Source organism: Sphingomonas sp. SORGH_AS_0438 (genome assembly GCF_031453475.1).
GTDB lineage: Bacteria > Pseudomonadota > Alphaproteobacteria > Sphingomonadales > Sphingomonadaceae > Sphingomonas.
This window is the reverse complement of record NZ_JAVIZS010000001.1, coordinates 1,442,199-1,454,373: the sequence shown is the minus strand read 5'-3', so window position 1 is coordinate 1,454,373 and position 12,175 is coordinate 1,442,199. Positions and strand designations below refer to the sequence as shown.

Sequence of the window (12,175 nt, the reverse complement as noted above, 5' to 3'; positions counted from 1 at the left end):
CGACCAGCGCAGGCCACAGCCGCAAGGCCTGAACCTCACCGAGCGGACGCTCACATGCTACGCTTCGGTTTGCGCGGCTTGGGTGTCGGCAACTCAGCCGCCGTAACGCGCAGCAGTTCACCCAGCCATTCGGCATGGTCCCAGCAATCAGCCTCGATCAGCAGGTGTGGCTTGGCACTTGGGTAGGGCGGCGCGTCGGACGTAGGTTCGGCATACGCGCGACCTGATGCCGTGGGCTTCACGTAGAGCTGATCGTCGCAGACCGACCCGATCATCTTGCCGTCAACATAGACGCAGTACTCACCGAACATCGGCTTGGCCGACAGCGTGCCGCTGCCAGTAGCCTGTTCTAGCAGGTAATCGACTGTGCGTTGCTGCGTCGCCATGTCTTAGGCGTAACAGATGAACCTCGGCGCAGGCAACGGGCCGACCATGGTCTGCGTCCCCAACGTGATGAACGAGCGGCCGCTTTCGGGAGAGGTCAAAGTGCCACTGAAAGTCCGCAATTGGGTCTCCTCGGCGGAAGGGCAAGGCGGCTGCCCTCGCCCAATTGCAACCGCTAGGACTATGAAATTGAACTGTTGTCTTCGACGTTGTGCCGATCCTAGCGGACCACTATCGTCGCCACCTCGTCGTTCCAAGGTTGTCTGATGCTTACGATTGTTGCCGCAGCGGGAAACGTCATGTTTTATGGATGGCTCGCTTGGTTTTTTGCGGGACGGATCGGAACACCGGCCCAAGCGCGGTTTGCAGGCTGCTTCCTCGCGATCGGCTTCGCGATCGGTAGCTTTGGAGGACATGCTGGCTCAGAAGCAGAAGCCGCTCTCGCCCTGCGAGGGGGTGGCTATCTACTTGGCATTTCCGTCTTCGCAATGCTCCTCCTCCGCCAGCATGTTCGGAGTTTGCGGCGTCAGCCCTGACGGCAAATATTCTCCCAATAGGGAACACTGTGACCCTCGGCATCGCGATGAATAACCCGCTTTTGCGAGCTGAACGAGCGGCCGGAAGCGGCAAGCGGTTTTGCAGTCACGAATGTCTGAATATGGGTCATTCAGCTGCCCAGATGGCCAGACCACTCAGAGCCGTTTCGCGGCGGGTTCGGGGCCAAGATAGGCTTCCGGCACAGACGCCGTACTGAGCACCAACTTCTGCGGCACGACGTTGTCATCCAATCGCCAAAGCTTGATAGTATGCCTGCCGCGGGTCAGTTCGCCCAGGGCGGCTGACACGACGATGGCATTGTTCCGTACGGCGTCCGCCCACTGAACTTTGCCGGGAGTGTCCTGCGCCCCGCCGGTCGCTTCCAGATTTGAGGCGAGTATCTGCACAGCGCTGTCGTCCACCGATACACCGATCCGGACCCCGCCCTTGCCAAGCGTGTTCAGCGTCGGAGCCAAGTACAGGGAGAGGCGAGCCGCGCCCGGCTTATCCACGCAAACGCTGTACTCGACGCAGACCTGGTCCGCTACGGTAGTGGGGCCTCTGCCTTGCGGCAGCGCGACCAAGGCGCCGCCGGTGCGGCCCAGGTTCGGAATTGCTGTCCAGGCCAGTCCCTTGGCGTCGCGCTTCCTGCTGAACGCGGTTGCCTCGATCGCGATGACGCCCGCCGGCGATGCTGCCCGGGGCACGAACCGTGCAGGGCGGTTACGCTCTTCCTCGGGCACGTCGCCGCCCACCCGCGTGATGCTGGGCATGCTCTGCCGGACCGGGTCGTTCCAGATCACATAATTCATGTGGACCTGAGCCATCATTCCGTTCCACTTGCCGCCCTTCATCGAGTGATAGCGGTCGGTCAGCTCCTGGTCCCGCCGGAAGGTTGCTTCGACTTGGTCAGCAAAGGCGTTCGCTCTCGGGTCGTTGCTCGACGCGAGGCGCGCGTTCCACGCGGCGGCGTAGTAGAGCCGATAAAGATTGGCGAGCGCCGAGATCGGATGCTCTACGAGTTGGTAGTAGGCGTCGCGCTGCTCAGGCCCAAGCCGGCCGCGTACGTCCGCCATGCGGGCTTCCAGCGCATCCCATTCCGCCACCATCGCGCCGAACTCGCCGCCATCAAGCGGCCCGCGGCCGGTGCTTGCACCAAGCGGAAAGCTGTCTTGGTCGATCAGCTCCGGCTTTCGGCGTGCGGCAAAGCGGCCATAGGTCGCTAGCATCTCGCCTATTCCTTTGGCGTGTTCGGGGCCGAACACTTCGGTCGCCCAGTCTTCGGGGTAGGCAGCCAGCGCGGCAGGCGTCATTGCCTCAGGGTCCCAAGCCTGCCGCATGAAAAAGCTTAAGGGGAACTCCAGGGGCTTGATGTCGCCGACGTTGACGATCCAGATGTCGCGTGCGCCCCGCTGGTAGGCGAGGTCCATCTGCTGCCAAACCTTCTCGATCTGGTTGGTGTTGATCCACTTGTAGTTGCGGGGAACTCCGACGTAGTCGAAGTGATAGTAGACTCCGTAGCCGCCCTTGCGTGGCGGGGCGCCGACGGGCGGCAGCCGCCGGATCTGCCCCCAGTTATCGTCGGAGAAGAGCAAGGTCACATCGTCCGGCACCTTCATGCCGTGGTCGTAATAGTCCTGAACCTCCTTGTAGAGCGCCCACATCTGCGGAGTCTGCTCCGCCGGGCGGCCGGTGACGTCGGCGATGATCCGGCGCTGATCCGCGACGACTGTCTCGAGTAGCTCGGTGGCAGTGCCCTCTGCCATCGCCTCGTCGCCGTCGCCGCGCATGCCGACAGTCAGCAGGCTTTCATAGCCGCAGCCGTCGCCCTTGGACATCATCCGCTCGACGCCTCCGCGCCAGAAGCGACGCAGGTTGTCCCGGTTCGTCGTATAATCCCACTTGCCCCCGGTCACCCCACCTGCGGTGTTACGATGCCATTCGTCCTGCGCGCGCGTCAGCGGCTCGTGATGCGACGTACCCATGACGACGCCCATCGCGTCGGCCAGCACCCTGTTCTGCGGATCGTCGTCGTTGAACGCCCGAGGCGCCCACATCGCGGGCCACAGGTAATTACCCTTCATTCGGAGCAGGAGCTCGAAGACGTGGGCGTACATCTTGGAATTGGCGCCACCGAACTTCTCTATCGCCCAATTGCTGAAGGCTGGCGCCTCATCGTTAATAAAGAAGCCGCGATACCGCACCTTGGGCTGGTCACGGCGTGGTTCGACCGAAAGGAAGACGCTGCGGCGGCGAGCAACGGGCACGTCGGCGAACCAGTGCCAGGGCGACACGCCAATCCGCTCAGAAACGTCATAGGTGCCGAACACGGCGCCGCGGCGGTCGGATCCGACGATCACCAGTGCGCGAGGCACGCCCGGCATCGGCCGATCGACCACGACTTGGCGGGAGGCTTCCCACTCGCCTTTCAGGTCGGATGCGTCGAGCCGGCCATCTGCGACCAAGCGGTCGATGATCGCGCTCCCGCCGAGTACGCCGATGATTACCAGCGGGCCGCTCGCCTCCTCGGGACTGGCTGGACGCGGCGCTGCCTGCCCGCTGACCCGTTCAAGGTCAGCCGCGAAGCTGCTCGCGACATGCTTGACGGCGCTGTCAGCCCCGGCGTCGATCAGGACACCGGCTGGTCGACCGTTGGCGATAAGGCCAAAAGAACCACGTGCCGGCCGCCTCCGCTTGGGCGCTGCGTCTGCTGTTGCCGGGTTCGGCATCCAAGTCCCGATGCCAGCCAACGCGGCGGTGCTCATCAAGGTTCTGCGGTCAAGTCTCATCGTTGCCTGTCCTAAGCCTGCTTCTTGTTGCTTCGTAGGCTAACGCTTTCCCGAGGTCAGCCGCCTGCGTCCTTATTGCGACGAAGGAGCGGCTGCTTTTACGATAGGTCCGAGTGCCACCGAATGACCGGAAGTGGGTTTTCAGCCGCGTTTAATGACGCGGATGAGCATCATCACCCCGCCAGAAAAGATGTCCACCACGGAGCAATGTGCCGATGGTTTCCGCGACGGGTTTTCCGATCTCGAGGGAGCGTCCCCGGACAAAAATTGCTAGAGTCGCAAAACCGGTCGTTTATCTTGTGGTGGGTGGGTCGTCCAAGCGTCTGCATGTGCGAGGTGATCTTGCCGACCCAGCTGATGATGTATGCCCTTAAAGTCTTGTCTTTGGGTGAAGCGGTTGCTGCAGGCACAGCCACCGCTTCACTCGACCGCCGATGTGTTATTCCGTTCTAATCTTTTCGGGCTGGCGCCTTCATCGGCCCGCCTTTCTTTTCCGCTCGCTGGAAGCCGGGCTGCTTCATCAATCGCTCCAGATAGGCCTGCAGCACCGGAAAGCTGTCGAGCAATCCCGCCGTGCTCGCCATATCGAGGAAATAGGTCATTTGGATATCGGCGAGCATCACCTCGCCCCCCATCAGGAAAGGGCGGTCCGACAGCGCGTCGGCGAGGTAGGCCAGCATCTTGCCCGCTTCGCTGTCGCAAAAGCTCTCAAGGCCGGGGCCGCCCTCTCCCGTCATCTGGCCCAGTACGCCGACCATTACCGGCAGCACCGCCGAACTCTCGACAAATTCAAGCCATTCGTCGTGTTGCCAATATTCGGGAGTGCCGGCGTGCGGCGCGAAGCGGCCCTCGCCGTAGCGATCGTTAAGATAGCGCAGGATCACGGAAGACTCGGCCAGCATGAGGTCGCCATCGACCAATACAGGCGACTTTCCGAGCGGATGAACCTTGCCCAGCTCGGGCGGCGCGCGAAACTTGGCCGTGCGCGGATACCTCACAAGTTCGTAGGGAACGTCAAGCTCTTCCAGCAGCCAAAGCACGCGCTGCGAGCGGGAATATTCGAGATGGTGCAGGGTCAGCATGCAAGAACTCCTGTGTCTTGATCCCGTGGGTGCGCCTGTGCCTTCGTCAGACCAGTTCGCTCAGCGACGCGACGCTGAACCCCTTGAGGTCGGCGGCATCGTTGTTGCGCACCTTGTTGGCCCAACCGGCGTCGGTGATGAGCGCGCGACCGACCGCTATCAGATCGAACTCGTCGCGCTCCATCCGGCGGACGAGATTGTCGAGCTCGGTGCTTGTCGAGATCTCGCCGCCAAAACCTGAGATGAAGTCGCCCGACAACCCGACCGAGCCGACGCTGATCGTCGGCGCGCCCGTTACCTTTTTCGCCCAGCCGGCGAAGTTCAAGCCGTCTTCGCCGTCGATCTCGGGAAATTCCGGCTCCCAGAAGCGACGCTGCGAACAGTGCAGCACGCTGGCGCCCGCCTCCACCAGCGGCAGCAGCCACTCGCCCATTTGATCGGGGGTCTCAACCAGACGTGCCCCATAATCCTGCTGCTTCCACTGGCTAACGCGCAGGATCACGGGGAAGTCGGGGCCGACCGCCTTGCGCGTCGCCGCGACGATCTCCGCGGCGAAGCGCGACCGCTCCGCGATCGTTACCCCGCGCCGTAGCGGTCAGTGCGCTCATTGGTGCCCGACCAGAAGAACTGGTCGATCAAGTAGCCATGCGCGCCGTGCAGCTCGATCGTGTCGAAGCCGAGGGCCTTGGCATCAGCCGCCGCCTGCGCGAAAGCCGCGACCGTATCGACGATGGCTTCCTCGCTCATCCTCTCGCCACGTGGCTTGCCGGGTGCGACGAGACCGGAGGGGCTTTCAACCGGCGAGTCCGGCTCCCACCCCGACACACCGATCGTCGAGCCAGTATGCCAAAGTTGCGGCCCCATCCGGCCACCAGCGGCGTGCACGGCGTCGATCACGTCCTTCCATCCTGCGAGCGCCGCTTCGCCGTGGAAAAAGGGAACGCCGGCCTCGTTCCGCGAGGCGGGGCGGTCGATCACCGTGCCTTCCGACACGATCAGGCCGACACCGCCTTCCGCCCGGCGCCGGTAATAAGTGGCGTTGGCGTCGCCCGGCACGCCGCCCGGTGCCATCGCGCGGGTCATCGGCGCCATGACGATGCGGTTAGGCAGGTCCATCGTGCCGACCCGGAAGGGGCGGAACAGCGTGTCGATTGAATTCGAGGTCATGGTCAGAGGTCCGATAAGGGAGGGGGGGCGCAAAGGCATTGCACCGTACAGAAAAGAGATCGGTCAGCCGGAGGGCTGATCGACCGCTTCCAGCAGCTCGGCCTTGTGCTCTTCCGCCCATTCGCGGAACGTGATGCCGGCCCGCCCGACAAGATACGGCATGTCGTCGCGCACCGTGCTGAAATAGCCCAGGCGACCGTCGAACAGCTGCGTGCAGAACTCGATCGAACTTCTGGCGTACCAATCCTCGATGTCGCGCGTACCAGACTTGAACTGTGCTTCCATGTCCTTGGGCTCACGCACGTCGCAGGTGATCTCGCGATCCAGCACCTCGCTCAATATAGCGGCAATGTCCGGACCGGACAGCGCATCGGTACTGAGGTAATAGTCCTTGCCCGCGTGCCGCTCCGGCCCGTCGCGCAGGACCTGCGCCGTTGCTGCCGCAATATCCTTCACCGCGATGTAGCCGACCCGCTCCTCACCCCAGAACACGGGGAACGATCCGCCCCTAGGTGGCGAGACATTCAGCATGCCGTCCATGAACATGTTGGGATGCAGGTGTGTCCAGGCGATGCCGCTGGCCTTGATGTAAGCCTCGACCAGCATGAACCAAGAGAATTTGGAGTCGGTGCAGTCCTGATTGGCGAAGACGCCTTGATTGACGATGTGGCGGACGCCCGCCTTCTTTGCCGCATCGACCAGCCACTTCGTCTGATGCGTCATGGCGATGGTGTAGCCGGTCAGAATGTTCATCCGGTCGACGCCGCGCAGCGCTGGACCCATCGTTTCGGGATCATCGAGGTCGAACAGCACCGCGTCGCGGCCTTCGCCGCGCAGCCGTTCCAGATCGGCCTGCTTGCGCACCCCGACGCGGATGCGCGCCCCGCCGGGATCGCGGTCGAACTCTTCCAGGATGTAGCGGCCGGTCTGGCCGGTGACGCCCATGAGAAAGATGAGGGGGCTGGTGTCGGTCATGGATGGTCTCCGGTTTGCAAGGTGAAGGTCGGGATAGCCGCGCAGATCAGGCGGAGATGCGCAGGTCGATCCCGTATTGTGCGGGTGCGCCGAGATGATCGCGCAGCGTTGTGCCCGCGTATCTGCGTGATCACGGCGTCGATCGTCTCCAGCACGAGGCGCGCCCGGTTCTTGGCCGAGCCGCCATAGCGATCGGTCCGGTCGTTCAGGGAAGGATTCAGGAATTGCTCAAACAGGTAGTTGTTGGCTCCGTGAAGCTCGACACCATCGAAGCCCGCGGCCGCGGCATGGCGGGCAGCCATCGCGAAATCGGACGCGACGCGGGCCATCTCGTCGGTTTCCAGTGCGCGCGGCGGTGAGGGATCGATGCGGCCCTGCGAGCCGTCCTCTTTATAGGCGAACACCATGAAGCGGGGATCGTCGATCTGTTTGGACGAGGAGCTGATGGGCCCCCCGCCGTCCGGCTGAAGCTGCGTGTGCGAGATGCGGCCGACGTGCCAGAGCTGCGCGAACATCGTGCCGCCCGCATCGTGGACGGCGTCCGTAACCAGCTTCCACCCCGCGACCTGTTCGTCGCTCCACAGGCTCGGCACCTGGATATGCCCCTGCGCCTCGGGCGAGACGAACGATCCCTCGCTGACGATCAGTCCCGCGCTAGCGCGCTGGCGGTAATAGAGCGCCGTCTCCTCGTCCGCGATATCGTCGGGGCGGCGGGCACGGGTCATTGGCGCCATGACGAAGCGGTTGCGCAACTGGCGACCGCTCAAGTCATAGGTTTCGAGCAGCTTCTTCATCGTCATGGTCTTCTATGGGGAACCGGTGGGGAGGGGGGCGGGTGGCCGGTAACGGGCGTCAGCCCTCGGTCTGGTCGACGAAGGCGAGAAGCTGCTCCCTGTGCATCTCCGCCCAGGCGCGAACCCCGATCGCCGGCCGGCCGAGCAGATAGGGCACGTCGTCCTTGACGGTGCCCATGTATCCCATGCGCCCGTCGGCGAACTGCGTCAGCAGCTCGAAGCCGCTGCGCGCATACCAATCCTCAACCTCGACCGTGCCCTTCTTGAACCGCTCCTCCAGGTCCGCCGGGCCTAGTGTCGCAAAGCCGATCTTACGGTCGAGCACGTCGCTTAGTGCTGCGGCTAGCTCCGTGGAGGTCATGGTCTCGGTGCTGAGATAGTAGTCTCGCGAGCCGTGGCGCTCCGGCCCGTCGCGCAACACCTTGGCGGTGACGGCGGCCAGGTCGTGAAGCGCGACATAGCCAACGCGGTTCTCGCCCCAGAATGTCTCGAAGGTGCCGCCGACGGGTGGCGACGTGCTGAGCATGTTCTCCAGGAACACGTTGGGGTGAAGGTGCGTCCAGGCGATGTCGCTCGCCTCGATGTAGGCCTCGACTAGCGCGAACCAGGAATATTTGGAGTCCGTCGCGTCGTCCGCCGCGAACACGCCCTGGTTCACGATGTGCCGCACGCCAGCCTTCTTCGCCGCGTCCACCACCGTCTTGGTCTGGTGGGTCATGGCGATGGTGTAGCCGGTTAGGATGTTCATGCGGTCGACCCCGCACAACGCCGCGGCGAAGGTGCGCGGGTCGTCGAGGTCGAACAGCACCGCCTTGCGCCCCTCGGCCCGCAGCCGCTCCAGATCCTTCTGCTTGCGCACGCCGATGCGGATGCGGGCGCCACCGGCGTCACGATCGAGTTCATCGAGGATATGGCGACCGGTCTGGCCGGTGGTGCCCATCAGGAAGATGAGGGGAGTATCGCTAGGCATTGGCGTCGTCCAATCGTCGGCAGAAAGGGAAGGGCCGCGACGACCCGAAGCATCTCCGGCCCGTCATCGTGGTCACATGAACAGCGCGCGGGTCAGCCGCACTGCATAGTCGGAGTCCGGATTGGTGGTGCTGTCGCCGACCCGCTCCATGATCGCCTCGATCGCGAGATCGCGTCGCTTGGGCAGGCGTGCCCGCTCGGTTGCGGCGAGCGCGGCCGGAATCTCGTCGGCGGTCAGGTCGGTGCAATAGACCGGCGAGCCCGGCTGCTGCCGCCACGATTCCGCCAGGCCGCCCGAATGGATCGCATCGAGCCCGGTCTCGTCAACCAGCCGCATCGCAACCTCGCGTTCGCGGTCGCCGTCAGCGGCGACCGGGATGGCAATGCGACCCGCTGTCCCTGCCGGCGTGCCCTTCTCGGCGAAAGATGCCGATGTGATGGCGTTCCACGCCTTGGCGATAGGCCTACCCAGCTCGCCAGAGACCCAGACGCTTTCAGCCATGCCGTTCTCAATGGCGTCGATCTCGTTATCGCGCGCCGGATAGTAGTTGGAAGTGTCGATCACGATCACCTCCTCTGGCAGAACGGCGATCAGCGGCGCGATCTTGGGGATGGCGGCGAGCGGCGTGGACATGATCACGACGTCGACGTCGGACACTGCCTCGGCGGAGGTGACTGCCTTGGCGCCGTTCGTCAGCAGGTCGGCGTCGATCGTCTCAGGCCCGCGGGAGTTCGCTACCTTCACTTCGTGGCCCACCGCGCTGAGCGTCTTCACCAGCGTCTTGCCGATGTTGCCGGTGCCAAGAATGCCGATCTTCATGAGGTTTGTTCCTTGAAAGCGAATGAAACTGTCCGGCCGTGCGGCGCACCCGGCTCGAACGGGCGATTGTCCGTCATGGAATGGTGAACAGAAGGTCGGGAACGGGTGATATCAGGTCGAGCGCAGTCCGTTCACCGTCGCTCACATGTAGATGGCGCGGTTGAGGCGCGGCAGGAAATCCGGCTCAAGGTTGGTCATGTCCTCGCCGGCGCGTTCGCTAACCACCGCCAGCACCAGATCACGGCGCTTGGGCATGCGCTCCGCTGCTCTCCCCCGGTCCGCGTTCCAGACCCGCAAGCCGCCGCGCGCCGGCCGGCCCGCCTGGAAATGCGCCGAGGATTTCAAGCGCTGGCTGCGCAAGCTGCCGTGCATTCGCTGCGGTCACCCGGGCGACACCAGCAATCCTACCGTGGCGGCCCATGTCGACCACGCGGGCGGGAAGGGGACCGCAACGAAGGTCGCCGACCGCTATTGCATCCCCCTGTGCGATAGCTGCCACAAGCAGCAGCACGCGCTGGGGTGGAAGTCGTTCGAGCAGGGCCTGCCCGGTCATGACGCCGTGGCCGTCTCGGACGCTTTTTGGGCGAAGTGGCCGGATCGGGGCGCATGGGAGCGCGACTTGGCTGCGCGCGGCGAGGCGGTGCGCTGATGGCCGCCGCTGCTGCCAATCGCATCCTGTCCGGTCCGGTCGACCCTGATCTGGAGGCTGTGCTGCCTGAACTGGCGCACGCCGCCCGGCGCATTCGTCAGATCGAGAGCATCATCCGGCTTCCGGAACAGCGCTATGCGCAACGCCTGCCAATGTTGTCGGAGCGGGCCGACCTGTTCGACCTGTTCGAGACGCGCGCCGGCAAGCTGGCGCTGCCGGGCGAGAAGCCGGGCAGGGCGCTGCTGCTGATGGTGGAGGAAGCCGATCGGCTCTCTAGGATCAATCGTGGCAAACGCCGGCCGACCTTGGCCCAGGTGCTGCTCGGTCTGCGCGCGATCGCCGATGCGGCCGAGCGGGCTGCGACCGAGGCCGAGGTCGACTTGATCGCCGCCCGCTATGTCGAGATCGAGGCGCGCCGTCGCTTCGAAGCCGGCAAGGGCGCGGTCGCCTACCTGGAGGCCTGCCGGTGACCCAGGCTGCCGCTGCCTTCATCGCCGAGGATCGCAAGATCCATGGCCGCGTCTTCCTCGGGCGCCGGCCGGCCACCATCCGCTGGATACCGTCCAAGCCACTGCCTTGGTGGGCTGGCATCTGGGAGGAAGGTCGCCGCTTTACCGCCCAGCAGGAACAGGCGCTGATCGCCATGGGCCGCGATCCGGTGACCGCACCGGCAATGGAGGTGGTCCGCGAGATCGACCTTTATGCCGACGAGGCCGGGGGCGTTCTGCGCATCGGTGAGCTGCGCCCGGTCTACGCCTTCGACTGCCCGGTGATCGGGAAGGGCGCGGGCGGGAAGGTCCGCGTCATCGGCCCCAACGGCAAGCCTCGAGATGTCCAGCCGGACGGTTGGGCGAATCCGCCTCATCCCAAGCCCTATCGGGGAGCCCTGTGATGCATACCTTCATGCACGTCGCTGGCGTCGCGTGCCTGGCATTCATGGCCGGTGCCGGCATCTACACCATCTGGAGCACCATCGCGCCGCGGCGCGTGCAGATCGCTGTCGCGCTCGCACCGATAATGCCGGCCTATACCAACGCCTATCGCGCCCGCGTCGACAGCGGCCGTCGTAAGGTAGCCGCCCTGATAGCCTTGGTGCTGGTCTGTGCCGCCTCTCTCTATCGTGGAGGCTTCGCATGACCCCCACGACCACCGATGCCGCAGAGGCGCGGGCGCGAGAAGTGCTGGCTCAAGCCTTTCTTGACTTCAGGCATCCGCACCCCGCGCGCCACATCGCGCAAGGGCGGGAGCTTACGGCGGATCAGCCAATCTACATCGCCGCCATGCTCTCCTTCGCCACCGCCGAAGCCACGAGCGGGGCGGGAGAGCGGGAGGCGGACTTAGACGCCGCAGCCGACGCTTACGCGGCTGACTATGTAATGAGCACCGAGGGCGCGGACTATGAGCCGACCGAGTGGGAGCGACGCCTCATCGTGGACGCGCTGCACGGCTTCCTTGCGGAGTGCGCCGCCTCCCGGCCGCCCGCGACTGACCCCGCGATGGTAGAGCGTGTCGCGAAAGCGTTGGGTCTGCATCGCATTCCGGGAGGAGATAGCCGGGCCAACCCGCCGTCGCGATGGCCGTCCAGTCCGCAGGACACGTTGTCCGGTCGCGATGGCACGGTTCCTCTTACGTGGGATTTTGCCGAGCAGTGTCGCGCCGATGCTCGCGTGATGTTTGCCGCCCTCGCAGCCGCCCCGACCATCCCAGCTACGGGGGAGGTGGTTCCGGCAGGTATGAAGCCGTGGGGGCCGGGTGCTCCCGGCTATCCTGAACCGCCAGCCGACTATGCGATCGGGCCTGTAGTGTTCAGGAAGGGCACGAGCGGGCGAGAGGCGCAGGTATCCGACCCGGCGTTGATTTTCCGTGCGCATACGGGCGAGGCGCTGGACATCACCGCCTACACCCCGAAGGCCACCATCCCAGCTACCGGCCATGCAGCGACCGAGGGGGAGGGGGCGTGATGGCTTGGTTCCTCGCTCTATGCGTCGCGACAGCATGGCGGACATCGT

At 64.6% G+C, this 12,175-nt stretch carries 11 protein-coding genes and 2 pseudogenes; 5 read left to right on the top strand and 8 right to left on the bottom strand.

The annotated features are described in order from the left end of the window. Positions 1-50: 50 nt before the first annotated feature. The 8 genes and pseudogenes from QE452_RS06825 to QE452_RS06790 all read right to left on the bottom strand — a co-directional run. On the bottom strand, positions 51-386 hold the full coding sequence (locus QE452_RS06825; protein ID WP_309658975.1) for a TfoX/Sxy family protein: 336 nt from the start codon (positions 384-386) through the stop codon (positions 51-53). Positions 387-1,076: 690 nt separating this feature from the next. Then, the gene (locus QE452_RS06820; RefSeq protein ID WP_309658977.1) at positions 1,077-3,686 is read right to left on the bottom strand and encodes a glycosyl hydrolase 115 family protein; all 2,610 of its coding nucleotides are present in this window, start codon (positions 3,684-3,686) and stop codon (positions 1,077-1,079) included. 473 nt (positions 3,687-4,159) lie between these two features. Then, on the bottom strand, positions 4,160-4,792 hold the full coding sequence (locus tag QE452_RS06815; RefSeq protein WP_309658978.1) for a glutathione S-transferase family protein: 633 nt from the start codon (positions 4,790-4,792) through the stop codon (positions 4,160-4,162). 46 nt (positions 4,793-4,838) lie between these two features. Continuing rightward, positions 4,839-5,959: pseudogene (locus QE452_RS06810) on the bottom strand (NADH:flavin oxidoreductase). Positions 5,960-6,022: 63 nt separating this feature from the next. Further along, on the bottom strand, positions 6,023-6,934 hold the full coding sequence (locus tag QE452_RS06805) for an NmrA family NAD(P)-binding protein (RefSeq protein WP_309658979.1): 912 nt from the start codon (positions 6,932-6,934) through the stop codon (positions 6,023-6,025). Further along, the gene (locus tag QE452_RS06800) at positions 6,931-7,728 is read right to left on the bottom strand and encodes a hypothetical protein (protein ID WP_309658980.1); all 798 of its coding nucleotides are present in this window, start codon (positions 7,726-7,728) and stop codon (positions 6,931-6,933) included. The genes QE452_RS06805 and QE452_RS06800 overlap by 4 nt, the downstream gene beginning before the upstream one ends. A gap of 58 nt (positions 7,729-7,786) precedes the next feature. Next, positions 7,787-8,698 carry an NmrA family NAD(P)-binding protein gene (locus QE452_RS06795; protein WP_309729773.1) on the bottom strand — a complete coding sequence of 304 codons (912 nt, stop codon included), beginning with the start codon at positions 8,696-8,698 and terminating at the stop codon, positions 7,787-7,789. 72 nt (positions 8,699-8,770) lie between these two features. Continuing rightward, positions 8,771-9,583 (bottom strand): annotated as a pseudogene (locus QE452_RS06790) (NADPH-dependent F420 reductase); the annotation flags it as partial. Positions 9,584-9,770: 187 nt separating this feature from the next. On the opposite strand from QE452_RS06790, the gene QE452_RS06785 reads away from it, so the two are divergent. From QE452_RS06785 to QE452_RS06765, 5 genes are read left to right on the top strand one after another with little or no spacing between them, the layout of a single operon-like run. Further along, positions 9,771-10,166, top strand: coding sequence for a hypothetical protein (locus tag QE452_RS06785; protein WP_309658982.1), 396 nt, complete (start codon positions 9,771-9,773; stop codon positions 10,164-10,166). Then, positions 10,166-10,636 (top strand): hypothetical protein, encoded by a 471-nt coding sequence (locus tag QE452_RS06780; RefSeq protein WP_309658983.1) that lies wholly within the window; start codon positions 10,166-10,168, stop codon positions 10,634-10,636. The genes QE452_RS06785 and QE452_RS06780 overlap by 1 nt, the downstream gene beginning before the upstream one ends. Continuing rightward, the gene (locus QE452_RS06775; protein WP_309658984.1) at positions 10,633-11,058 is read left to right on the top strand and encodes a hypothetical protein; all 426 of its coding nucleotides are present in this window, start codon (positions 10,633-10,635) and stop codon (positions 11,056-11,058) included. Before QE452_RS06780 ends, QE452_RS06775 begins: the two co-directional genes overlap by 4 nt. Beyond that, positions 11,058-11,303, top strand: a complete 246-nt coding sequence (locus tag QE452_RS06770) for a hypothetical protein (RefSeq protein ID WP_309658985.1) — start codon at positions 11,058-11,060, stop codon at positions 11,301-11,303. Before QE452_RS06775 ends, QE452_RS06770 begins: the two co-directional genes overlap by 1 nt. Beyond that, a complete protein-coding gene (locus tag QE452_RS06765) occupies positions 11,300-12,127 on the top strand; it encodes a hypothetical protein (RefSeq protein ID WP_309658986.1) in 828 nt (275 codons plus the stop codon). The genes QE452_RS06770 and QE452_RS06765 overlap by 4 nt, the downstream gene beginning before the upstream one ends. Positions 12,128-12,175 lie beyond the last annotated feature (48 nt).